Origin of the sequence: Amycolatopsis sp. NPDC051758, from assembly GCF_044453095.1 — a bacterium.
GTDB lineage: Bacteria > Actinomycetota > Actinomycetes > Mycobacteriales > Pseudonocardiaceae > Amycolatopsis.
Map to the genome: position 1 here is coordinate 151,472 of NZ_JBITCJ010000002.1, position 21,898 is coordinate 173,369.

22 protein-coding genes are annotated in these 21,898 nt (G+C 71.0%); 14 read left to right on the plus strand and 8 right to left on the minus strand.

All coding sequences use genetic code 11. The features are described from left to right. Positions 1–156 precede the first annotated feature (156 nt). Positions 157–948 (plus strand): Asp23/Gls24 family envelope stress response protein, encoded by a 792-nt coding sequence (locus ACIA5G_RS09995; protein WP_395922169.1) that lies wholly within the window; start codon positions 157–159, stop codon positions 946–948. A 182-nt stretch (positions 949–1,130) separates the two neighbouring features. Then, entirely contained in the window at positions 1,131–4,199 is a 3,069-nt protein-coding gene (locus ACIA5G_RS10000; RefSeq protein ID WP_395922171.1) for a TIR domain-containing protein, read from the plus strand. 7 nt (positions 4,200–4,206) lie between these two features. On the opposite strand, the gene ACIA5G_RS10005 is transcribed toward ACIA5G_RS10000, so the two are convergent. Continuing rightward, complete coding sequence (locus ACIA5G_RS10005) at positions 4,207–4,776, minus strand: dihydrofolate reductase family protein (protein ID WP_395922173.1); 570 nt, start codon at positions 4,774–4,776, stop codon at positions 4,207–4,209. A gap of 173 nt (positions 4,777–4,949) precedes the next feature. On the opposite strand from ACIA5G_RS10005, the gene ACIA5G_RS10010 reads away from it, so the two are divergent. After that, the gene (locus ACIA5G_RS10010; RefSeq protein WP_395922175.1) at positions 4,950–5,099 is read left to right on the plus strand and encodes a hypothetical protein; all 150 of its coding nucleotides are present in this window, start codon (positions 4,950–4,952) and stop codon (positions 5,097–5,099) included. Here ACIA5G_RS10010 and ACIA5G_RS10015 read toward each other — a convergent pair. The 4 genes from ACIA5G_RS10015 to ACIA5G_RS10030 form a co-directional block, all read right to left on the minus strand. Next, positions 5,089–6,132, minus strand: coding sequence for an alcohol dehydrogenase catalytic domain-containing protein (locus tag ACIA5G_RS10015; RefSeq protein WP_395922177.1), 1,044 nt, complete (start codon positions 6,130–6,132; stop codon positions 5,089–5,091). The genes ACIA5G_RS10010 and ACIA5G_RS10015 overlap by 11 nt on opposite strands. A gap of 101 nt (positions 6,133–6,233) precedes the next feature. Then, positions 6,234–7,424 carry an acyl-CoA dehydrogenase family protein gene (locus ACIA5G_RS10020; protein WP_395922179.1) on the minus strand — a complete coding sequence of 397 codons (1,191 nt, stop codon included), beginning with the start codon at positions 7,422–7,424 and terminating at the stop codon, positions 6,234–6,236. Positions 7,425–7,593: 169 nt separating this feature from the next. Then, complete coding sequence (locus tag ACIA5G_RS10025; protein WP_395922181.1) at positions 7,594–8,013, minus strand: cupin domain-containing protein; 420 nt, start codon at positions 8,011–8,013, stop codon at positions 7,594–7,596. Between the two features lie 9 nt (positions 8,014–8,022). After that, a complete protein-coding gene (locus ACIA5G_RS10030) occupies positions 8,023–8,610 on the minus strand; it encodes a TetR/AcrR family transcriptional regulator (protein WP_395922183.1) in 588 nt (195 codons plus the stop codon). 94 nt (positions 8,611–8,704) lie between these two features. On the opposite strand from ACIA5G_RS10030, the gene ACIA5G_RS10035 reads away from it, so the two are divergent. From ACIA5G_RS10035 to ACIA5G_RS10060, 6 genes are all read left to right on the plus strand, one after another. Next, positions 8,705–9,994, plus strand: coding sequence for a cytochrome P450 (locus tag ACIA5G_RS10035; RefSeq protein WP_395922185.1), 1,290 nt, complete (start codon positions 8,705–8,707; stop codon positions 9,992–9,994). Further along, positions 9,991–10,881 (plus strand): alpha/beta fold hydrolase, encoded by an 891-nt coding sequence (locus ACIA5G_RS10040; RefSeq protein ID WP_395922186.1) that lies wholly within the window; start codon positions 9,991–9,993, stop codon positions 10,879–10,881. The genes ACIA5G_RS10035 and ACIA5G_RS10040 overlap by 4 nt, the downstream gene beginning before the upstream one ends. Beyond that, entirely contained in the window at positions 10,865–11,710 is an 846-nt protein-coding gene (locus ACIA5G_RS10045) for an SDR family NAD(P)-dependent oxidoreductase (RefSeq protein WP_395922187.1), read from the plus strand. The genes ACIA5G_RS10040 and ACIA5G_RS10045 overlap by 17 nt, the downstream gene beginning before the upstream one ends. After that, positions 11,707–13,182, plus strand: a complete 1,476-nt coding sequence (locus tag ACIA5G_RS10050; protein ID WP_395922189.1) for a flavin-containing monooxygenase — start codon at positions 11,707–11,709, stop codon at positions 13,180–13,182. The genes ACIA5G_RS10045 and ACIA5G_RS10050 overlap by 4 nt, the downstream gene beginning before the upstream one ends. A gap of 28 nt (positions 13,183–13,210) precedes the next feature. Further along, entirely contained in the window at positions 13,211–14,077 is an 867-nt protein-coding gene (locus ACIA5G_RS10055) for an NAD(+)/NADH kinase (RefSeq protein WP_395922190.1), read from the plus strand. A 130-nt stretch (positions 14,078–14,207) separates the two neighbouring features. Next, positions 14,208–14,894 carry a DUF998 domain-containing protein gene (locus tag ACIA5G_RS10060; RefSeq protein ID WP_395922192.1) on the plus strand — a complete coding sequence of 229 codons (687 nt, stop codon included), beginning with the start codon at positions 14,208–14,210 and terminating at the stop codon, positions 14,892–14,894. Between the two features lie 119 nt (positions 14,895–15,013). On the opposite strand, the gene ACIA5G_RS10065 is transcribed toward ACIA5G_RS10060, so the two are convergent. Together ACIA5G_RS10065 and ACIA5G_RS10070 are read right to left on the minus strand one after the other, a co-directional pair. Then, positions 15,014–15,838: a dihydrodipicolinate synthase family protein gene (locus ACIA5G_RS10065; RefSeq protein ID WP_395922194.1), complete on the minus strand. Its 825-nt coding sequence runs from the start codon at positions 15,836–15,838 to the stop codon at positions 15,014–15,016. Continuing rightward, positions 15,825–16,196, minus strand: coding sequence for a DNA polymerase ligase N-terminal domain-containing protein (locus ACIA5G_RS10070; RefSeq protein ID WP_395922195.1), 372 nt, complete (start codon positions 16,194–16,196; stop codon positions 15,825–15,827). Before ACIA5G_RS10070 ends, ACIA5G_RS10065 begins: the two co-directional genes overlap by 14 nt. 103 nt (positions 16,197–16,299) lie before the next feature. On the opposite strand from ACIA5G_RS10070, the gene ACIA5G_RS10075 reads away from it, so the two are divergent. From ACIA5G_RS10075 to ACIA5G_RS10095, 5 genes are all read left to right on the plus strand, one after another. Continuing rightward, the gene (locus tag ACIA5G_RS10075; protein ID WP_395922197.1) at positions 16,300–16,737 is read left to right on the plus strand and encodes a Fur family transcriptional regulator; all 438 of its coding nucleotides are present in this window, start codon (positions 16,300–16,302) and stop codon (positions 16,735–16,737) included. Then, positions 16,734–18,257, plus strand: coding sequence for a catalase (locus ACIA5G_RS10080; RefSeq protein WP_395922199.1), 1,524 nt, complete (start codon positions 16,734–16,736; stop codon positions 18,255–18,257). The genes ACIA5G_RS10075 and ACIA5G_RS10080 overlap by 4 nt, the downstream gene beginning before the upstream one ends. 147 nt (positions 18,258–18,404) lie before the next feature. Beyond that, positions 18,405–19,388: a YdcF family protein gene (locus tag ACIA5G_RS10085; protein WP_395922201.1), complete on the plus strand. Its 984-nt coding sequence runs from the start codon at positions 18,405–18,407 to the stop codon at positions 19,386–19,388. Positions 19,389–19,473: 85 nt separating this feature from the next. Further along, positions 19,474–20,304, plus strand: coding sequence for a hypothetical protein (locus tag ACIA5G_RS10090; RefSeq protein WP_395922203.1), 831 nt, complete (start codon positions 19,474–19,476; stop codon positions 20,302–20,304). Next, positions 20,301–20,612: a transcriptional regulator gene (locus ACIA5G_RS10095; RefSeq protein WP_395922205.1), complete on the plus strand. Its 312-nt coding sequence runs from the start codon at positions 20,301–20,303 to the stop codon at positions 20,610–20,612. Before ACIA5G_RS10090 ends, ACIA5G_RS10095 begins: the two co-directional genes overlap by 4 nt. Here ACIA5G_RS10095 and ACIA5G_RS10100 read toward each other — a convergent pair. Further along, positions 20,609–21,838, minus strand: a complete 1,230-nt coding sequence (locus tag ACIA5G_RS10100; protein WP_395922207.1) for a glycosyltransferase — start codon at positions 21,836–21,838, stop codon at positions 20,609–20,611. The two genes, ACIA5G_RS10095 and ACIA5G_RS10100, sit on opposite strands and share 4 nt — an antisense overlap. Positions 21,839–21,898: the final 60 nt, after the last annotated feature.

The window sequence follows — 21,898 nt, forward strand, 5'->3', positions numbered from 1 at the left end:
ACCGCTGATCGTCACCTGACAGATAGTGAGCGCGCTATCCGTTGGGACACAAGCAAGTCTCGATGCGGGGGCCGGTGATCCGAATCACGGCGGTGGCCCTATCATTTCGCCGTCCGTTCGTCCCCACCCGAGTCGTCGCTCCCGGAAAGGGAAACCATGTCCGACGTCATCAACAGCATCTTCGGCCGCCCCAAGAACGAAACGCCCGGCTCCGGCGGGTACGGCTACGGCGCCTCCGAACCGGTCGCCGAGGTCGCCACCGAGCAGGTCGACACCGAGGAGTCCGAGGAGGCGACGGCCGAGTCCACCACCGATTCCGCTCCCGAGACCGACTCGGCCGAGGAAATCGCCGAGGACGAGCCGGCCGTCGCCGAGACCGAAGACACTGCCGAGGCCGTCGAGACCGAGGACGACACGGAGGACACCGCCGAGGCCGTCGTCACCGACGACGATCTCGTCGAGGACGAGGACCGCGTCGCCGAGCCGGCCGCCGAACCCGTCACCGAGCCGGCCGTCACTGAGCCGGTCGTGGCTGAGCCGGTCGTCGCCGAAGCCGCGCCGGTAGCCGAAGAGACCGAGCCGGTCGTCGCCGAGGCCGAAGCGATCGTGGCAGAGGCCGAGCCGCTCGTGGCGGCCGAAACCCGGCCCGCCGCCGGTTCCCGCGGCAGCACCACGGTCGCCGACGGGGTGGTCGTCAAGCTCGTCACCCGCGTCGCCGCCAAGGCCGAAGGCGTCCACGAACTCGACGAGGCAGGCATCTCGGTCGACGTCGACGGCGAGGTGGTCACGATCGCCATCACCTTGGTGGTCGAGTTCGGCCGCGCGGTCAAGGAGCTGGCCGAGCAGATCCGCATCAAGCTGATCGAAGCCGTCGAGCAGTACCTGGGCCTGGAGGTCGCGATCGTGGACGTCCACGTCGCGGACATCCACTTCCCGGAAACCGACTGAACGAACGCAGCTGACTCCGCGGCTCCGGTGTTCTCGCCGGAGCCGCGGGACAGTTCCTGGACATTTTCTCGACGAATACCGCCGCCGATCCGCTGGAATCGCGGCGCGGTTGCCAATGGTCGCGATCCGGGTCAAACTGTGCGCACAGCGTGACGCGACATCGGAGGCGCAGCAGCAACAGCATGACCGCGATCTTCGTCAACTACCGAACCGACGACGGCGAGTTCGCGGCCGAAAAGCTCGTCGGACTACTCGCGAAACGCATCGGCGTCGACAACGTCTTCTTCGCGAGCCGGTCGATCAAGCCCGGTGAGGACTTCGCCGTTGTCATCGACCGGGCACTGAGCCGGTGCGAGATCCTGCTGGCAGTGATCGGCCCGCATTGGCTGGACGAAAAGAACGGTCGGCGTCCCATCGACGACCCCGCGAACTGGGTCCGCATCGAGATCCGCGAAGCCTTCGACCGCGAGGTCTCCGTCATCCCCATCCTGCTCGGCAACATCAAGATGCCGCGCGAGGCCGATCTCCCGGCCGACATCGCGCGGCTCGCCCGGTGCCAGTACCGGCGGCTGGACCCGCGCGCCCAGCCCAAGCATTTCGAGTTCCTGGCCGACGAGCTCGTCGGGCTGCTCCCGGACATCTCCCGATACCGCACCGGACCGCCGGACGACAGGACCGCACCCCGGTCACCCGGGCCGTTGGACACGCTCGCCGGTCAACTCGCCGACGCGGTGTCGGCGCAGTGGATCCGCGAAGAGGAGAGCCGCGCCCTCCACGACCCGGCTCCCTTGCAGGTGCGGTGGACGAACGCCGGCGAGCCCCTGATCGACCATTGGGCCAACATCCTCAAGAGCCCGGCGGGTACCGATCCGGCACCGCTCGACCTGGCCGGTGAACTCGACACGATCACCGGCACCTACCACCGGATCCCGTCCGGCCGGCTGTTCGTCCTGGGCGGCGGCGGGTCGGGGAAAACGGTGCTCGCGATCCGCTTCACCCTCAGCCTGCTCGGATCCCGGACCATCACGGACCCGGTCCCCGTGATCTTCAACCTCGAGACCTGGCACCCGGCGACCACGGCGTTCCGCGGTTGGCTGGCTTCCCGGCTCGCGGAGGATTACCCGGCCTTGGCCGCGCGAGGGCCGAACGGCTCGACCCTGGCAGCGGATCTGGTGGACGGCGAGCGGATCCTGCCGGTGCTCGACGGCTTCGACGAAATCGCCGGCGGCCTGTATCCGCTCGCGATGAAGGCGCTCAACGCCACCGGCTTGCCGCTCCTGCTCACGAGCCGCACCGAGGAGTACGAGTCCGCGGTGGCGAACGTCGACGTCCTCACCGGCGCCGCCGGGATCGAACTCGCTCCGCTGGCAGTCACCGACCTGGCCGAGTACCTGCCGTCGACGACACACCGGCGCAGCATGGTCGACGGCCGTCCAGGTCCGCTGTGGGCGCCGGTGCTCAGCCGGCTGTCCGAGCAGCCGCCGACCCACGCGGCGACAAATCTCGCCGAAGCACTCTCCACCCCGTTGATGGTCGGCCTCGCCCGCGCCATCTACAGCGACACACCCGGCCACGACCCGGCCGAGCTTCTGGACCACGACCGCTTCGGCACGACAGCCGCGATCGAGCAGCACCTACTGCAGGGCTTCCTGCCGGCACTGTACGAGAAGACCGGGACACGCGGTTTCGACGCTGCCCACGCCGAACGCTGGCTCGGGTTCCTGGCCGACCACCTGCAGCGCACCGAGAGCCGGGATCTCGCGTGGTGGCGGATCTGCTCGGCCATCCCCCGTCGCACCCGGGCGATCGTGATCGGCGCGGCGGTGGCGACCACCGTCATCCTGCTCTTGGCATTGGTGCTCGGCATCTATTGGCTGGTCGAGTCCGGCGGCACGCTGGAGAGCGTTTTTCCTCCGGTGCGGTCTCTGTTCGGCCTGTTGTGCGGGCTTTCGGCAGCTGTCGGGGTGGGCGTGGGATTCACCTGGCGAGCTGTCACCCTGCTGTTCCTGACGTGCGCTGCGGCCATCTCGATCGTGTTCTTGGCTCCGCAGGAGCCGTTGAACGGCGCAATCGCAGGATCGATACCCACTGCGCTGCTGTTCATCCTCCTGTGCAGGTTGGCCACCGGCGAAGAACTGGCGCCGACCCGCATGCGGTTCACCCTCCACGGCCAGTCGGCCAAATACCGCACAGCGCTGCTGTTCATCGTCGTCGGTAGTCTGCTCGGCTTACTGTGTGCGAGCTACTTCGACGCGGCGCTGCAATGGCACACGAGCACGTTCAAGGCCATGGACGCGACCTCGGTGGTCGTCGTGACGATCGGTTTCGGCCTGGTCGCACTGCTGAACTGCGCCTTCTTCGGGTTCCGGCCGCGATACCGCCTCAACTGCGCCATCATCGGAGCGGTCGCGGCTCCGGCGGCGTTGTTCTGCTTCCTGGTGCTCGCCCATGGTCCATCGTCGGCCTTCTCCGACCTGATTTCGACCGGCCCGCCGGCGGCGGCCATCGGTTTCGCCGGCAGCCTGCCGGCGACTCGCACCGCCGCCACAACGGACCGGGAGCCGCACAGCTCTCTCCTCCGCACCCGGGTCGTCCGGTACATGGCCATCGGAGCCGTGGCCGGAACGGCCTTGAGATCGTTGTCGATCGCCTTTCCCGCACTGGTTCCGAAGGCGCTGCTGGCGAGTGAAGCTGACTTCAGCAGTGCCGAAAAGATCTTCGCCGGCGGCGGCATCGGCGCGATGTTCGGAATCGTGATCGCGGTGATCGTCGGGCTGCTCAAGATCATGGAGAAGTTCGAGACGGAGTTCGACATCACCGTTGTCCTGGATCCGGTGTTCCTGCTGGCGGCGGACCGGCGGAACGCGCTCGCCCGGTCCGCGCTGTACGCCCTGACTCTCGGCGCTGCCGCGGGTCTCATCCAGCTCACGACCGCTACCGGCGACGAGCCCCCGTTCATGATCGGCGCGATCCTGGCCATCCCGTTCGCCACCGTCGTCCTGCTGGCCGGAAAGGCGTGGGGCCGCTGGCTGGTGCTGACCAGGATCTGGCTGCCCCTCACCGGACGGCTCCCGTGGCGGCTCGTCACATTTCTCGAAGACGCGCACGGGCGCGGCATCCTCCGCCAGGTCGGTGCGGTGTACCAGTTCCGCCACGCCCGGCTCCAGGAGCAACTCGCCGCCACGTACCGGCTCGCGGCGGAGCCCGGCAGTCCGGCACCGGAGAACGTGGTGGCCATCCGGACACGGTGACGCACGTTCAGCGGCGCACCACATAACGCAGGTGAAGCACATCCCGGTCCGACAGCTGCCGAACCAGCTCCAGCTCCACCGGCGCCACTCCCCTTTCCCCGAACAACCGCCGCCCGGCGCCGAGCAGTACCGGGACCAGGTGGATCTCCAGTTCGTCCAGCAGCCCTGCCTCCAGCAACGCCTGACCAGCGCTCGCCCCGTGGACCATGACCGCGCGGTCCCCCGCCGCCGCGCGAGCCTCCTCGGCGCACGCCACCACGTCCGTGAAGAACCGGGCGCTGCCCGGCGGGGTGTCGTCGGGGTCCACCTCGTGGGTCAGCACGTGGATCGGGACGCCGTCGTGGTGGTCGCCGCCCCAGCGGCCGGCCAGCTCGAACGTGCGGCGGCCCGAAATGATCGCTCCCGTGGCCATTGCTTCAGTGAACACCTGGCCGCTCGGGCCGTCGCCGAGGCGGTGGTCCAGCCAGTTGAACAGCCGTCCGCCACCCTCGCCGAGCTCCTGGCCGGGGCGGTCGTCCGGCCCCGTCACGTAACCGTCGAGGGACATCGTCATGTACAGGCGGATCGGACCGGTCATCGTGGCCTCCCTGGGCTCGTTGTCATGGAGGCGTCGAACGAGCCCCGGCAGAATCGACAGCACCACGACGATCCGCGGGGGCGGAGATGATCGGTGGATTCCCGGACGAACGCAGCAAAGCCGCATACCGCCAGGTCTACGACGCACTACTCGACCTCGGCGAAAGGAGGCCCATGCACGACTCGGCCGCAGCGCGGAAACGGCTGGATGAACTGACCCCGCGCCTCCAGGTCGAGGTGGTCGACGGCGTCGGGCACAACATGGACCTGCTCGCGCCCGGCGCCGTCGGTGATCGGATCCTGCGGGACTCGCTCAGGGCGTGATGACCACCTTGAGCGCCGAGTTCGCGGCCGCGTTGGCGAACACCTCGTACGCCTCGTCCATTTGGCCGAAGGTGAACGTGTGTGTGCCCATGCGCTCGGCCGGGATGCGGCCCGAGGACACCATCTTCAGCAGTGTCGGGATCGACACCGTGTCCACCAGGCCCATCGTGAGCGTCAGGTTCTGGATCCACATCTCCTGCATCGGCAGCTCGACCGGCACACCGTGCACGCCGATGTTCGCGATGCGGCCGCCGGGGCGGACCAGGGACGCCGCCGTCAGCAGGGTCTCCGGGTAGCCGACCGCCTCGATCGAGACGTCGACTCCGAGGCCGTCCGTGAGGGACCGGACATCGTCAAGGACTCCAGGACCCGCTTCGAACGCGTCCGTCGCGCCGAACTCCAGGGCCTTCTCCAGGCGGAACTTGTTGGAGTCCACCGCGATCACCTTCGACGCGCCCCACAGGCCGGTCGTCAGGATCGCCGCCAGGCCGACCGCGCCCGCGCCGACCACTGCCACCGTGTCGCCCGGGCGGACGCGGCCGGCCAGCACACCCACCTCGTACCCCGTCGGCAGCGAGTCGGCGAGGAAGATCGCCTGCTCGTTCGTGACGTCGTCGGGGACCGCGTACAGCGACGTGTCCGCGTAGGGCACGCGGACCAGCTCGGCCTGCGTTCCGTCGATGAGGTGCCCGAAGATCCAGCCGATGCCGCCGACCGTCTGGCAATGGGACGGCATCCCGCGGCCGCAGTACTCGCAGCGGCCGCACTGGGTGATGGCCGGGACGAGCACCCGGTCGCCGACCGCGAACGCCCGGACGGCGTCACCCACGGCAGTCACCGTGCCGACCGCTTCGTGGCCGAGGATGCGGCCGTCGGTGACCGCGGCGACGTCACCCTGCAGGATGTGGAGGTCGGTGCCGCAGATCGTCGTGGTGTCGACGCGCACCACCACGTCGGTGGGCTCCTGGACGGCGGCATCCGGGACGTCTTCCCAGGCCTTCGCACCCGGACCGTGGTAGACCAGCGCCTTCATCGTCGCCTCCGACGGCCGCCCGGCACCCGCGTCCGGGCACGGCCGCCCACCGACGGTAGGACGGTGGCGGCCGCCCGGCTGTCGCAATTAGAGACAGTGGCTCACGTGTACCAGGTCGGCTCCGGCACCTCGCCGCGCAGCGCGTACACCCCGACCTCCCGGCGCTTGTAGGCCACCGGGTCGTGCAGCGAGTGCGTGCGCAGGTTCCGCCAGAACCGGTCGAGCCCGTACTTCGACGCGCTCGCGCGGGCGCCGGTCAGCTCGAAGATCTTCGTCCCGATCTCCAGACCGGTCTCGATCACGCGCTGCTTCGCCGCCGCGATCAGCACCGCCAGCTCCCCGCGTGCCTCCGGGGTGAGGTCCTCCCGGGGCGCGTGCAGCACCGCCGAGATGGCCGCGCCCGCCTTGTCGGTGAGCGCCTCGGCCGCCCACAGTTTCGCCTGCAGGTCACCGTAACCGTCGAGGATGTACCACTCCTCGGTCGCGGCTTCCTTGTCGTCACCACCGTAGGGCCACGGCCGCGTGCGCTCGCGGGTGTAGGCCAGGCCGGCGTCGAGCGCGCCCTGGGCGATGCCGAGGTAGAAGTTGGTGAACACCAGCTGGATCGCCGGCACGTTGAGCGTGTTGTAGGTCAACGGGTGGAACTTCTTGTCCACGTAGCCCGCGGCGCTCGCCCACGGGACACGCACATCGGTGATCGTGACGCTGCCGGATTCGGTGAGCCGCTGCCCGACGTTGTCCCAGTCGTCGTGGAAGACGATCCCCTCCTGGTCGGACGGAACGATCGCGAAGATGTGGTCGTCCGTTCCCGACAGGACACCTTCGAGCACGGTGAGGTCGGACACCTTGCTGCCGGTGGAGAAGGACTTGTGTCCGTTGTAGACGATCTCCTCGCCGTCCTCGGTCACGGTCAGGTCCGAGTCGCGCGGGTTGACCGCGCCGCCGAAGAAGAAGTTGTTGGTGGCGTACAGCTCTTCGACGGCGGCGACCTGCTCGTCGGTGGCGACCAGGCGCGCCGCCCAGGCCCACAGGTAGTGGTAACCGAGCAGCTGGCCGATCGAGCCGTCGGCGCGGGCGATCTCCCGGGTGACGCGGTAGGCGGTCTCCCAGGTCTGGCCGCCACCACCGTGGCCGGGCGGCCCGAGCAGGGTCACCAGCCCGGCGTCCTTGAGCAGCTGGATCTCCTGGTGCGGCGTGATGTTACCCCGGTCGCGCTCGACGGCGTCGACGGCGAGCTTCGCGGCGACGTCCTTCGCCGTCGCGATCCAGTCGGTCTTTTCCGTTGTGGTCATGGGAGTTCCTTTCGCGGGCACGACGAATCACCCGCGAAGAGGGCGCGGGCGCAACGTGTTCGGGATGGGTCAGGCGGGACAGCGGGTGCAGCGGCTGCCGTCCATGATCCCGAGTACACCGTGACACCTCAGGGGTGTCAACGGACGTCCGCGCGCTGGGACCGGCCGGTCAGTCCTGCTCGGCGTTGCGAGCCATGAACGTCTTCGCGTCGCCGGCGGACGGGTCGACGAACACGATGTCGTCCGGGCGGCGGCGCGGCACGTCGATCGCCAGCACCACCAGCGGCTCCGAAGTGATCTTCGGGAAGCCGTGCACCTTCAGCCGCTCGAAGCACAGGAACATCCCGGGACGCGCCTCGAGCTCCGCACCGTCGAGGTGGAACGTGCCGCCGCCGCTGAGGATGTACAGGTGCTCGTCGCACTCCTCGTGGTAGTGCAGCGGGACCTCGCGGTAGATGCGGAAGATCCGCGCGCTGGCCGACGGCTTGTCGACGAAGTACTTGTCCACCAGCATCGTCGCGGCAGTGGCCGGCAGGGCCGCCGCTTCGGCGTGGACGTCGAAGACGCTCTGGGTGTTGTCGCTTTCCATCACGGCAACCTAACCCGGGCCCAGCAGGGCGATCGAGGCCCGCACCGCGATCTCGGTGACGTCCCCGGCGCGGCCGCCGTCTTCGACCGTGGTCGCGATCAGCTCGCGCAGGCCGCCCAGCAGCATGATCGCCAGCGGCCGGGACGGCGGGCTGATCCCGGCCGCCCGCAGCTCGGCCGTGTCGGTCAGCCGCTGCGTCATCGTGATGAACCCCTCCATCGCGTCGCGCTGCAGCTCGCGGGCCGGGGCGCCGAGCGCGGGAACGTCGCGGATCCAGCTCAGCGTGATCGCCGGTTCGGACTCCGCGCACGCGATCCACGCCTCGATCGCCTGCCGGACCTGGCCGGCCCACGGGCCGCGGGGGTCGACGGCGTCGGAGATCCGGCGGATCATCTCGCGGTTGGCGTCGGCCAGCAGCGCGACGAGGCACTCTTCCTTGCTGGAGAAGTGTTCGTAGAACGTCCGGCGGGACGTGCGGGCCTGGCGCACGATGTCGGCGACCGTCGTGTCGCGGAAGCCGCCCTGGGTGATGGCCGCGGCGAGGCCGTCCAGCAGCCGCTGCCGGAACCGGCTGTCCACGGGAGCCGTTGTCGTCACCGGAACCACGCTAGCCCCTTCCCTCTTGAAACTCGATGGTACACGGGCGTACCGTACCGACGGTACGGTCGCGTACCACCTTCCGGGAGGGTCGATGACGACCATGACGAGGCCCGTGGCGCTGCCGCCGGGACCGACCGCGCCTCGCGCCGTCCAAGGCGCCTACGCGCTGACGTTCCCCCTGCGCGGCATGCGCCGCCTGCGGGAGCGCTACGGGGACGCCTTCACCGTGAACGTGCCGATCTTCGGCAACGCCGTCGTGATCAGCAGCCCCACCGAGATCAAGCAGCTGTTCACCTCCGGGCCCGACCTCGTCGACAACCTCGAGGTCAACCTCGGCCGGGTGCTCGGGCCGCGGTCGATGTTCGCCCTGTCCGGCGACGAGCACAAACGGCAGCGCAAGCTGCTGGTCCCGCCGTTCCACGGCCGCCGGCTCGCGGCGTACGAGAAGATCGTCGAAGAAGAAACGATCCGGGAGCTGGCGAGCTGGCCGGAGGGCCGTGCGTTCGCGACGCTGCCGTCGATGATGCGGATCACCCTGAACGCCATCCTCCGCGCGGTGTTCGGCGCCGAAGGGGCCGAGTTCGCCGAGCTGCGCGAACTGCTCCCGCCGTTCGTCACCCTCGGCTCGCGGCTGGCCGTCGTGCCGATCTCCAAAAAGGGCCGCTTCAGCCCGTGGCGCCGCTTCGAACGGATGCGCCGCGAGTACGACACGATCGTCGACCGGCTGATCGCCAAGGCCCGCCCGGACGGCGACGACGTCCTCGCGATGATGCTGCAGACCCGCTACGACGACGGCACCGGGCTGAGCCGCGAAGAGATCTCCGACCAGCTCCTCACCCTGCTCACCGCCGGGCACGAGACCACGGCGACCACGCTGGCCTGGGCCGTCGAACGCCTGCGCCGCCACCCCGCCGTCATGCGAGCGATCGCCGAGGACGACAAGCTCCTCGACGCCACGATCCTCGAGGTCCAGCGCACCCGCCCGGTCATCGACCTCACCGCGCGGCAGGTCAAGCAGGACGGCTTTCAGCTGGGCCGCTGGACCCTGCCGAAGGGGTACGCGGTGCTCGTCAGCATCGCGCTGATCCACGACGACGACGCGGTGTTCCCGCACGCGGCCACCTTCGACCCGCACCGCTTCGCCGGCGCGCGCCCGGACCTCTACCAGTGGATCCCGTTCGGCGGTGGCACCCGGCGCTGCCTCGGCGCCGCGTTCGCGACGATGGAGATGACCGTCGTGTTGCGGACCCTGCTGCGGGACTTCACGCTCGTTCCGACCACCGAGCCGGACGAACGCTGGCATTCGCGGGGTGTCGCCTACGCCCCCGCCAAGGGCGGCCGCGCGGTCGTGCGCCGCCGCACCACCGGAGGAGATTCGTGACCGAAGAGATCACCGACACCGGCCGGGGCATTTCCCTGGCCTACGAACGGATCGGGGACGCCGGGGCCGAGCCGCTGGTGCTCGTCGCCGGGCTGGGCCAGCAGCTGCACAGCTGGCCGGACGCGTTCTGCGCGCAGCTCGCCGGGCGCGGGTTCGAGGTCGTCCGGTTCGACAACCGCGACGCCGGGCGGTCGACGCACCCGCGCTTCCGGCCGGCGAGCCTGCCCGCGATGTTCGCCGGCCGCTTCCCGCCGGAGCAGTACGACCTGACGGACCTGGCCGCCGACACCGTGGGGCTGCTCGACGCGCTCGACATCGAGACCGCCCACGTCGCGGGCGTGTCGATGGGCGGCATGATCTCCCAGACGGTGGCGGCGCTGCACCCGGCGCGCGTCCGGACCCTGACGTCGATCATGTCGACCACCGGGTCCCGCCTGATCGGCCGCCCGGCCGTGTCCACCTTGCGGCTCATGGGCGCGAAGCCGCCGAAGTCCCGCGAAGAGGCCGTCGAAAGCGCCGTGAAGATGTTCCGCCACATCGGCTCGCACGGCTTCCCCTTCGACGAGGCCTGGGTGCGCGAGACGGCCGGGACGGGCTGGGACCGCGACCCGACGGCGGGCGGTGTGGGCCGCCAGCTCGGTGCGATCCTCAAGTCCGGCAACCGGACCCCGTGGCTGCGGAAGATCACCGCGCCCACGCTGGTGATCCACGGCGACCGCGACCGGATGGTCCACCCCACCGGCGGTTCCGCCACCGCCCGCGCGATCCCCGGCGCCCGCCTGGAAAGCGTCCCCGGCATGGGCCATGACCTGCCCGAAGGCGCGTGGCCCACGGTGCTCGACCTCATCACCCAGCACGTGAGGAGCAGCGATGTCACGGCCCCGTAGCATCACTGGCCGGCCGGTGGTGATCACCGGCGCGGCCTCCGGCATCGGCCGGGCGCTGGCCACCCGGCTGTCCCGGCTCGGCTCGCCGGTCGCGCTGGCCGACGTCGACGAAGACGGCCTGAAGGCGACCGCCGCGGCCCTGCACGGCCGGGTGCTCACCCGCGTCCTCGACGTCCGCGACGCGGCAGACCAGCTGCGGTTCGCCGACGAGGTGCGGGCGTGGCTCCCGGCCCCGCTCGCCGCGGTCTTCAACAACGCCGGCGTCGCGGTCACCTCCAGCGTGCTCGACGCGGTGCCCGAGGACGACGACTGGCTGCACGACATCAACTTCCGCGGGGTGGTGCACGGGACGCGGGCGTTCCTGCCGATCCTCGTCGAGCAGGGTGAAGGCGCCATCGTGAACACCTCCAGCGTGTTCGGCCTGCTCGGGATGCCGTACCAGAGCGCCTACTGCGCGGCGAAGTTCGCCGTCCGCGGTTTCACCGAGTCGCTGCGGCAGGAGCTGGCCGGCAGCGCGGTCCGTGCGGTCACGGTGCACCCGGGCGGCATCACGACGAACATCGCGCGCAACGCCCGGGTGCGCCGGGACCCGACGGGGCTGGGGCGCACCAAGGAAGAGATGGCCGCGCAGTTCGAGGCGGTGACGATGACCTCGCCGGACCGGGCGGCCGCGATCATCCACACCGGGGTCGACCGCGGGAAGGCCCGCATCCTGGTCGGCCCGGACGCCTACCTGTTCGACGCGCTCGCCCGCATCACCCCCACCCACTACAACGCCGTGCTCTCGCGCCTGATGAAGCGCCCGCGGCGGACGGAGGCGCTCCGATGACCGACCACGTCGACGTGCTGATCGTCGGCGCCGGGTTGTCCGGCGTCGGCGCGGCCCACCACCTGCGCAGCGCCTTCCCGCGCAAGACGTACACGATCCTCGAAGCCCGCGACGCCATCGGCGGCACGTGGGACCTGTTCCGCTACCCGGGGGTGCGGTCCGATTCGGACATGCAGACCCTCGGCTACCGGTTCCGGCCGTGGACCAGCGAGAAGGCCATCGCCGACGGGCCGTCGATCCTGCAGTACGTCCGGGACACCGCCGCCGAGGCGGGCATCGACCGGCACATCCGGTTCGGGCACCGGGTCGTCCGGGCCGAATGGTCCACAGCGGACGCACTGTGGACGGTCGAGGCGACGCACGACGGTGAGCCTGTGCGCTTCACGGCGAAGTTCCTGTACCTGTGCAGCGGGTACTACGACTACGCGGGTGGCCACACGCCGGAGTTCCCCGGCATCGCGGAGTTCGGCGGCACCGTCGTGCACCCGCAGCACTGGCCGGCGGACCTCGACTACACCGGCAAGAAGGTCGTCGTGATCGGCAGCGGTGCGACCGCCGTGACGCTCGTCCCGGCGATGACCGATCGCGCCGAGCACGTCACGATGCTGCAGCGCTCCCCCACCTACATCCTTTCGCTGCCGTCGGAGGACGCGCTGGCCAACCGGCTGCGCGGCCTGCTGGGCGCGCGGCTGGCCTACCCGATCGCGCGCTGGAAGAACGTGGCCGTGAGCACGCTGATCTACCAGCTCAGCCGGCGGCGCCCCGGGGTGGTCAAGGCCATGATCCGCAAGGCGGCGATGAAGCAGCTGCCGCCCGGGTACGCGGTCGACACCCACTTCAAGCCGCGGTACCAGCCGTGGGACCAGCGGCTCTGCCTGGTGCCGGACGGCGACCTGTTCCGCTCGATCAAGCACGGTGACGCCTCGATCGTGACCGATCGGATCGCTTCGTTCACGAAGGACGGGATCCGGCTGGAGTCCGGCGACGAGCTGGCGGCGGACGTCGTCGTCACCGCCACCGGGCTGCGGCTGCTGGCCTTCGGCGGCATCGACCTCGTGGTCGACGGCGACCCGGTGAAGCTCCCGGAAACCATGGCGTACAAGGGGATGATGCTCAGCGGTGTGCCCAACTTCGCCTTCACGATCGGGTACACGAACGCGTCGTGGACGCTCAAGGCCGACCTCGTCGGCGAGTACGTCGTCCGGCTGCTGCGCCACCTCGACCGGCAGGGCTACGACCAGTGCGTGCCGGTCAACGACGACCCGGCGGTCACCGAGCAGCCGCTGCTGGACTTCGACGCAGGCTACGTGCTGCGGGCCATCGACGAATTCCCGAAAGCCGGTTCGCGGGCGCCGTGGACACTGGGCATGAGCTACGCGCACGACGTCGTCAAGCTGCGGCACGGCCGGATCGACGACGGCGCCCTGCGGTTCTCGCGACGGCGGGCGGGAGCGGGCAGACTGGGCGCATGACGCTCAGCACGCACGTCCGGGGCCGTTGATGCACAGCGCCGGCCTCGTCCTGCACCCCCGCCGCGACTCGGCGGCCGCCGTCGAAGCGGTGCTCGGCTGGGCCGGGAACCGCGGCATCGAGATCCTCGGCATCGCCGACGAGATCGTCCGGCTGAACTGCGCCGCGATCGGGGTGACGTCGGAGGAGCTCGGCAGCCGCTCGGACCTGCTGGTCAGCCTGGGCGGGGACGGCACGATGCTGCGCGCCATGCGGCTGGCCGACGGGCAGCGCGCGCCGGTGCTCGGGGTGAACCTGGGCAAGCTCGGGTTCCTGGCCGAGGTCGACGTGCCGGACCTGCCGGGCGCGCTGTCGGCGATCGACGGCCACCAGTTCACGGTGGAGCCGCGCCTGGCCGTCGACGCCGAGCTCGGCGGCAAGCGGGTCACGGCGTTCAACGACATCGCGGTGGTGCGCGTGCCCGGTGACGGGAGCGCGGTCGTGGCGGTGCGGGTGAACGGCCAGCCGTTCGTGAGCTACTCGGCGGACGCGGTGATCGTCGCGACGCCGACCGGCTCGACGGCGTACAGCTTCTCCGCGGGCGGCCCGATCACGAGCCCGTCGGTGGAGGCGCTGCTGGTGACCCCCGCGGCGCCGCACTCGGCCTACAGCCGGGGCGTGGTGCTGTCGGTGCACGACACGGTGGCACTGGAGGTCCTGCCGACGAGCGGCCGCCTCGCGGTCGAGGTCGACGGCCAGGTCGCCGGTTACGTCTCCCCCGGCGACCGCCTGGACCTGCGCGGCCGCCCGAGCGCGGCCCGGGTGGTCCGCCTCGGGATGACGACGTTCTACCAGCGGGCGCGGCGCAAGCTGCGCCTGACGGACTCCGCGGAAATCCCCCAGGAAGGCGACCACTGACCCACCGGGGCGGCCTGCGCAGTGGGCTGGGTCACATCTCGGACGTGTCCCGCCCTGGTTACGGAACGGTCACGGTAGCGTCCGCGGCTTGCGCCTGAACCAGCCGAGCCGTCCCGGAGTGTCTTAACGCATGCTGTGCCCTTCACCGCCCGTCCGTCCCCGTCTCCGCGCCCGGCTGCTCGTGCCCGGGGCGCTGGCCGCGTTCGCCGGAGCCGTCGTCCTGCTCGCCGTGCTGCACCTCGACCGGCGGCTCGCGCCGCTCGATCCGGTCACCGCGATGCTCAGCGACTACGCCCTGGTCCCCGGCCGCTGGATGTGGGACGGCGCGCTGATCCTCACCAGCACCGGCTCGGCACTGCTGCTCGTCGCGCTCTACCGCCGCGGCCTGCTGGCGAACCCGGCGCTGGTGGCGGCGAAGGCGTTGTGGTGCGTGAGCCTGCTGACGGTCGCGATCTTCGCGAAGGACCCGCAGGGCGGCGCGATCACCGCCACCGGCAAGATCCACCTCTACGCCTCCGCGGTGACGTGCCTGAGCCTGCCGGTGGTCGGCTGGGCGCTGGGCCGGCGGCACCGCGACGACCCGCGCTGGCGCCGCTTCGCCACCTGGTCGCGGCGGCTGGCGCTGGCCGCGATCCCGTTCTACCTGCCGTTCATCGTCCCGTTCGCGGTGAACGTCGTGCTCGGCGGCCACCTCCCGACGGTGGCGACCGGCCTGGTCGAGCGGCTGATGATGGTGCTGGAGATCGCGTTGCTCGCGGTGCTCGGCCACTGGGCGCACCGGGCGATGCCTGCCGGGGTCCGGACCCGGCCGGCCTGACCCCGGAACTCGCGTGATCAGAACCGGAAGTCACGTGATTGAAGCCGTAACTCGCGAGTTACGGCCTCGATCACGCGAGTTCCGCGTTGCCGGCCGGCCCGGTCTGCGGGGAAGCGGACTCAGCCGCCGGTCAGTGCCGCGATCCGTTCGGGGTCCGGGGCCGAAGCCGGCATCCGGAGCACGCCGTTGCCGACGCCGAGCTGCCGCAGCGCTTCCTTGATCCCCGCCACCGTGCCGCCCAGCGCCGCCAGCACTTCGTCGGCGCGGGCCTGCGCCGCGTCTTCGTCCTTCGTCCCGACGGCGGCCGCCAGGTCCGTGAAGGGTTCCGGGAACGCCGACGACAGGCCCGACACGATGCCCGCTCCGCCGGCCCGGGCCACCGCCGCGAGGTCCGTGTCGGCGCCCGACCAGAACCGCGCGTCCGGCGCCGCCGCCCGGAAGGCCGTGAGCTCCGCCGCCGCGGCGCCGGACAGCTTGCCGCCCCGCAGGCCCGTCTCGGCGAACTCCGCCGGGGAAACCGTGACTCCGGTGCGGTCCGGGAAGAGGTAGCCGTAGAGGTCGGCGTCGCCGGCCGCCTCCGCGACGGCGGCGAAGTGCCGTCCCACCGCTTCGGCGTCGGCCGGCAGGTAGTACGGCGTGAGCACGGCCAGCCGCGTCGCGCCCGCCGCCAGGGCGTCCGCGGTCAGCGCGACGGCTTCGCGGGTGCTCGCGGCGCCGACGTGCACGATCGTGTGAGCGGCGCCAAAGACGTCGAGCGCGAGTCCGGTGAGCAGCCGCCGTTCGGCCCGATCGAGCGCCGGGAACTCCCCCGTCGTCCCCGCGACGAAGACGCCGTCGACCCGGCCGTGGAGCCGGGTCAGCAGCGCGGTGTTGGCCGCTTCGTCGAGCGCGCCGTCGTCGCGGAAGAGGGTCGGTGTGGCGGAAACGACTTCAGGACGGGGCATCGGCGTCTCCCGGTTGGTCGCGCGTGCGGTGCAGGAGCCAGTCGCGGTCGGTGCGGATCAGCGCGTACCGGACCGCGCCCGTCCGGCCGTGCAACGTGAAGAGGATCCGCTTCTCCGTCCGGTCGTGCTCCTCCCACCACCCGGTGTCCGCGATCTTCTTGGTCTCGTCCTCGTAGGCGAGGTGGTCGAGCGCGTGGTCGGGGACGGCGACCGCGAGGCGGTTGCCCGCGGAATCCGGCGGCATGCCGCGCGGGACCGCCCACGACCGCAGCACGCCGTCCTCCTCGAGGCGGAGGTCGAAGTGGTGCCGGGGCCGCCAGTGCTCGTGCAGCACGAACGCCGGTCGCCGATCAGTCACCCGACCACCATGCCAGATCGGCGCTCCTACCCGTTTTCGCGACGTCCAAACCGTCCATCCGAGGACTTGACCGGTTCCAGAGAAGGGCGGACGGTGGGGTGTCATGAGCGATGCGGCCACCAGTTTGCGGGCGGCGGGTCTGCGGGTCACCGCACCCCGGCGGGCCGTGCTGACCTGGCTGGCCGAACATCCTCATTCCACTGTGGACGCCATCGGCACCGGCGTCCGCGAAGTGCTGGATTCCGTCTCCACCCAGGCGATCTACGACGTCCTGGGCGCGTGCACGGAAGCCGGCCTGGTCCGGCGGATCGAGCTGCCGGGCCACCCGGCCCGGTTCGAGCGCCGGGCCGGGGACAACCACCACCACGTCGTGTGCCGGCGGTGCGGGCGGACCGAGGACGTCGACTGCGCGACCGGCGCCGCGCCCTGCCTCGCCCCCGACACCGGGCACGGCTTCACGATCGACGAGGCGGAACTGGTGTTCTGGGGCGTCTGCCCCGGGTGCGCCGCGGACCGCCTCGCGGAAAGAGGAACGCAGTGACGCAGATCCGACCCGAACCGACCACCACCGACGCCGGCATCCCCGTCGAAAGTGACGAACACTCCCTCACGATCGGCCCCGACGGCCCGATCCTGCTGCAGGACAACTACCTCATCGAGCAGATGGCGCAGTTCAACCGCGAGCGCGTCCCCGAACGCCAGCCGCACGCGAAGGGCAGCGGCGCGTTCGGGCGGTTCGAGGTGACCGGCGACGTCAGCGCGTACACCAAGGCGGCCGTGTTCCAGCCGGGTGCGAAGACCGACCTGCTGATCCGGTTCTCCACCGTCGCCGGCGAGCGGGGCAGCCCCGACACCTGGCGCGACCCGCGCGGCTTCGCGGTGAAGTTCTACACCAGCGAAGGCAACTACGACATGGTCGGGAACAACACCCCGGTCTTCTTCATCCGCGACCCGATGAAGTTCCAGCACTTCATCCGCTCGCAGAAGCGCCGCGCGGACAACAACCTGCGCGACCACGACATGCAGTGGGACTTCTGGACGCTGTCGCCGGAGTCGGCGCACCAGGTGACGTGGCTGATGGGCGACCGCGGCCTCCCGCGGACCTGGCGCCACATGAACGGCTACAGCTCCCACACCTACATGTGGATCAACGAGGCCGGCGAGCGCTTCTGGGTGAAGTACCACTTCAAGACCGACCAGGGTGTCGAGTGCTTCACCCAGGACGAAGGCGACCAGATGGCGTCGGCCGACACCGACTACCACACGCGTGACCTGTACGAGGCGATCGAGCGCGGCGACCACCCGAGCTGGACGCTGAAGATGCAGATCATGCCGTTCGAGGACGCCAAGACGTACCGCTACAACCCGTTCGACCTGACGAAGGTGTGGCCGCACGGCGACTACCCGCTGATCGACGTCGGCCGGATGACCCTCGACCGCAACCCGACCGACCACCACACCGAGATCGAGCAGGCGGCGTTCGAGCCGAGCAACCTGGTGCCCGGCATCGGCGTGAGCCCGGACAAGATGCTGCTGGGCCGGCTGTTCTCCTACCCGGACGCGCACCGCTACCGGATCGGGGCGAACTACAAGCAGCTGCCGGTCAACGCCCCCGTCGCGCCCGTGCACAGCTACAGCAAGGACGGCGCGATGCGGTACACCAAGGTGTCCGACCCGGTGTACGCGCCGAACTCGAAGGGCGGCCCGCACGCCGACGTCGCGCGTTACGGGACGCCGTCCGGCTGGCAGGCCGACGGTGAGATGGTCCGCACGGCGTACACGCTGCGCGAGGAGGACGACGACTTCGGCCAGGCCGGGACGATGGTCCGCGAGGTCTTCGACGACGCCGCCCGCGGGCGGCTGGTCGACAACGTCGTGGGGCACCTGCTCAACGGTGTGAGCGAGCCCGTGCTGGCGCGCGCGTTCGACTACTGGCGCAACGTCGACAAGGACGTCGGCGACCGGATCGAGTCGGGTGTCCGGGCCAAGCAGGACGAGAAGGACCCGAAGGCCGCCGACCAGGCGAACCCGGCGCGGTCGAGCATGCAGCACAAGGCCTGACCCGCTCCTGAAGGCCGTGAAGGCCTCCTTACCGGCTCTTACGGCCGGGAAGGAGGCCTTCACGGCTTTTCCCGGGGACGGGCGCGCGCCGCGGAGGCCGCTCGGTTAGGTTGGCTTCTTCGCGGGGAACGATCAGGGAGGCCGGGCTTGCGTTTTGCCGACGGGGTGCTGCCCGTCGCGGCCGCGGTGGCCCTGTTCGTGTTCGCCGTGCGGCTCGCGCACGAGCCACGGCGGCTGGGCAACGCCGTGTGGCTCGGCGTCGCGCTGCTGCTGACCGGGCTGTGGCTGCTGCGCCAGGCGTTGCACCTGGAGTGGCTGACGCCGGTCCTGGTGGTGGTGCTGGGCGCCGTCGTGGTGCTCGTCGCGCTGGTGCTGCCGATCGCGCTGATCGTCAACGGCGGGCGGATGTGGCGGCGGGAGGGCCGCAGCACCGGGAACCTGCTGTCGCTGGCGCTCGGCGTCGGGCTGATCGTGCTGGAAGCGCTGTTCTTCGTCCCGCTGGGCCGGTGGGGTTCGGCGCTGGTGACGGTCGCCGCGGTGCTCGCCTGCTACTTCGGGTTCCTGTTCCTTTCGCTGCTGGTCTACTCCGTGCTCTACAGCCGGGTCGGCCGCCGCGGTGGTTTGGACGCGGTCATCGTGCTGGGTTGCGGGCTGTCCGGCGACGAGGTGCCGCCGCTGCTAGCGGGCCGGCTCGAGCGCGCGATCCGGCTCTACACGCGGGAGTCCGCACCGCCGTTGCTGGTGGTGTCCGGCGGGCGGGGGCCGGACGAGAGCGTGACCGAAGCCGACGCGATGCACGCCTACCTGCGGGACCGCGGCGTGCCGGAAGACCGGATCCGCCGCGAGGACCAGGCGCGCACGACCGAGGAGAACCTCCGGTTCTCGGCCGCGCTGCTGCCGGAAGAGGCGCGGCGGGTGGTCGCGGTGACCAGCAACTACCACGTGTTCCGGGCCGCGGTGGAGTGCCGCCGCCTGCACCTGCCGTTCCACGCGGTCGGCTCCCCGACGGCGCACTACTTCCTGCCGAGCGCCCTGCTGCGCGAGTTCGCGGCGCTGATCCTCCACTACCGCCGCACGACGATCGCGGCATGCGTCGTGATCGTCGCGGCAGTGGTGCTGTTGACGCTCTAGCCTTCCGGCACGACGCGGGGACACTCAGGTAGTCTGCTCACAGATCTGGTTTGCCAAATAAACCAGTTACGTATCTGGGGGCTTGATGACCGGCACACCCGCCGACCTGCTCGACGAGATGACGCGGCTGCGGGCGCGGACCCGGGCGGATCGGCACGCCTACGTCCCACCGCTGCTCCTGTTCGGCGTGCTGGTGCTGCTGGCGCCGCTGTGGTCGGACGGCGGGCCGCCGCGGTTCGGCGTCGCCGGCGTGTGGTTCGGCTCGCCGCTGCAGCTCTACTGGCTGGTCGCGGTGGTCGGCGGGTTCCTGGCCACGGCGGGCTGGTACCTGCTCCGCGGCACCCGCAGCGGCGTGCGGACGCCGATCCGGCCCTACCTGGCCATCGGCCTGGTCGGCGTCGTCGCGATCTCGTTCGGATTCCCGGTGGTGGAGTCCTTCGCCTACCGGGTCGAGCGGTCTCCGTACGCCCAGCCGTCGTTCACGATCCCGGTGGCCGGCGCCGCTCTGCTGGCGCTCGGCGGCGTTCTCGCGCTGCGGTCCCGCCTCGGCAGCCGGGGTGCGCGCGGCGCCGCCACCGCCGCGGCGATGGTCTTCGGTCTGGTCGCGCTGGCCATGCTCGACCTCCGGTTCGCGCCGGTGCGGCCGTACGCGCCGCTCGTCACGATCGCGCTCGGCCTGATCGGGCTGGCGTGGCTGGAACGCAGCAAGGTGCTCGGCGTGATCAGCGGGTGCTTCGCGGCCGCCGCGCTCCTGGCCAACCTCTACAACATGCAGCACGTGTTCTTCCACCTCGGCGTCTTCGCGCGCTACGAAGGCGAAGCGACGATGGCGTTCACCAACACCCTGGTGCCGGGCCTCGTCCTGCTCGCGGGCGGCGGCGTCGCGTGGTGCCTCGAGCGGCGGGCACGCGCGTGAGCGAGCACCCCGCGGCGGGCCTGGACGAGACCGTGCACCAGCGGCACCGGCTCGGCATCCTCACCATCGCCGCCGAGGCCGGGCAGGTGGACTTCGGGTACCTGCGGCGGACCTTGGACATGACGGCCGGCAACCTTTCCCGGCACGTCACGATCCTCGAGGAGGCCGGGCTGATCGACGTGGAGAAGGGTTACGAAGGCAAGCGCCCCCGCACGTGGATCACGATCAGCCCGGCCGGGCGCAAGGCCCTGGCCGCCGAAGTGGCCGCGCTGCGGGCACTGGTGTCGGCGATCGAGCGGGCCACCTAGGAGCCGTCCTCTCGTAGCACGGAACAGGCCCGCGCGACGCCGTCCTCGGCCCGCAGCCGGGCGCCGACGTACTGCGCGCCTCGGCGGAAGAGCGGGTTTCCGGTGAGCTCACGCAGCCGGGCGGTCAGGACGTCGACGTCCAGTTCCGGCAAGGGCAACGGCCTTGGCCCGGCGCTGAGCCGGGAAACCCGGTCGCCCCAATAGGGTTGGTCCGAGAACACCGGGCAGACCAGCGCCGGGACACCCGCGCGCAGTGCGGCCGCGGTGGTTCCCGCGCCGCCGTGGTGGACCACCGCCGCGGTGCGCGGGAACAGCCACGCGTGCGGAACGTCCGGCACGGTCAGGACGTCGTCGGTGTCCTCGGCATCGGTGCCCAGGAGTCCGCGCAACCCCGCGCGGCGCAAGGCCGTTCGGACCACGGTGAACGTCTGCTCCGCGTCTTCCGGCCGCATGCTGCCGAAGCCGACGTACACCGGAGGCGGACCCGCGGCGAGGAAGTCGCGCAGCCGTGGCCCGGGGCGCCAGTCCGCCTCCGCGTCGAGGAACCAGTAGCCGGTGACGTGTACCCGCGCCGGCCAATCCGGGGGTCGCGGCACCACGGCTTCGGAGAACCCGCAGAGCACCGGTCCCCGCCGACGGGGCCCGCGCCGCCCGGCCGCGGGCAGGCCGAGCGTGCCCGTGCGCCAGCGGTCGATTTCGGGTCGCAGCAGGTGCCAGGCCAGGGCGTCGACGGTGGGGTGACTCAGCTGCCGTCCCCACGGACCGAGGCGGCCGGCCCACGGCAGCAGCGGGTGCGCGAACGCCCGGGTCGGCACGCCGGGCTGGTAGTGCAGCTCGACGTCCGGGACGCCGAGATGGGCGCCCAGGTGCGCGCCGAGGAACCCGAGCGTCGGCGCGAGCACCAGGCCGGCGCCCGCCGAGCCGGTGTGCACGTCGGCGAGCAGCCGGTCCAGGACCGGCCGCAGGACGGCGCGCAGGCCGGAGAGGAAGGTCAGCGGGTTGCGCCCCGCGGTCCAGGTCCGGCCGGCGGCCGAGCCGAGGATTTCGCCGGGATCCGCCGAGAGCGGGGCAAAGTCAAGTCCGTGCGCGGTGACCAGGGATCGGAAGCGTTCGGCGGCGAGCACCCGGACCCGGTCGCCGTCCGACGTGAGGCCCCGGCCGAGAGCGACACACGGCTGCACGTCACCGCGCGAGCCGGGGGCGACGATCACTACCAGGCGGGTCACCGCTTCGCCGCCGTCGGCTGGTGGCGGGGCCGGATCGGGAGACTCTCCGCAGTGCATCCG

Excerpts from the sequence above, each read along its gene's own strand:
- ACIA5G_RS10075 (WP_395922197.1), top strand. The coding sequence starts at position 16,300 with ATGAGCGATGCGGCCACCAGTTTGCGGGCGGCGGGTCTGCGGGTCACC.
- ACIA5G_RS10055 (WP_395922190.1), top strand. The coding sequence starts at position 13,211 with ATGCACAGCGCCGGCCTCGTCCTGCACCCCCGCCGCGACTCGGCGGCC.
- ACIA5G_RS10045 (WP_395922187.1), top strand. The coding sequence starts at position 10,865 with ATGTCACGGCCCCGTAGCATCACTGGCCGGCCGGTGGTGATCACCGGC.
- ACIA5G_RS10025 (WP_395922181.1), bottom strand. The coding sequence starts at position 8,013 with ATGGAAAGCGACAACACCCAGAGCGTCTTCGACGTCCACGCCGAAGCG.
- ACIA5G_RS10050 (WP_395922189.1), top strand. The coding sequence starts at position 11,707 with ATGACCGACCACGTCGACGTGCTGATCGTCGGCGCCGGGTTGTCCGGC.
- ACIA5G_RS09995 (WP_395922169.1), top strand. The coding sequence starts at position 157 with ATGTCCGACGTCATCAACAGCATCTTCGGCCGCCCCAAGAACGAAACG.
- ACIA5G_RS10065 (WP_395922194.1), bottom strand. The coding sequence starts at position 15,838 with ATGCCCCGTCCTGAAGTCGTTTCCGCCACACCGACCCTCTTCCGCGAC.
- ACIA5G_RS10090 (WP_395922203.1), top strand. The coding sequence starts at position 19,474 with ATGACCGGCACACCCGCCGACCTGCTCGACGAGATGACGCGGCTGCGG.
- ACIA5G_RS10015 (WP_395922177.1), bottom strand. The coding sequence starts at position 6,132 with ATGAAGGCGCTGGTCTACCACGGTCCGGGTGCGAAGGCCTGGGAAGAC.
- ACIA5G_RS10060 (WP_395922192.1), top strand. The coding sequence starts at position 14,208 with ATGCTGTGCCCTTCACCGCCCGTCCGTCCCCGTCTCCGCGCCCGGCTG.
- ACIA5G_RS10020 (WP_395922179.1), bottom strand. The coding sequence starts at position 7,424 with ATGACCACAACGGAAAAGACCGACTGGATCGCGACGGCGAAGGACGTC.
- ACIA5G_RS10000 (WP_395922171.1), top strand. The coding sequence starts at position 1,131 with ATGACCGCGATCTTCGTCAACTACCGAACCGACGACGGCGAGTTCGCG.
- ACIA5G_RS10005 (WP_395922173.1), bottom strand. The coding sequence starts at position 4,776 with ATGACCGGTCCGATCCGCCTGTACATGACGATGTCCCTCGACGGTTAC.
- ACIA5G_RS10035 (WP_395922185.1), top strand. The coding sequence starts at position 8,705 with ATGACGACCATGACGAGGCCCGTGGCGCTGCCGCCGGGACCGACCGCG.
- ACIA5G_RS10010 (WP_395922175.1), top strand. The coding sequence starts at position 4,950 with ATGCACGACTCGGCCGCAGCGCGGAAACGGCTGGATGAACTGACCCCG.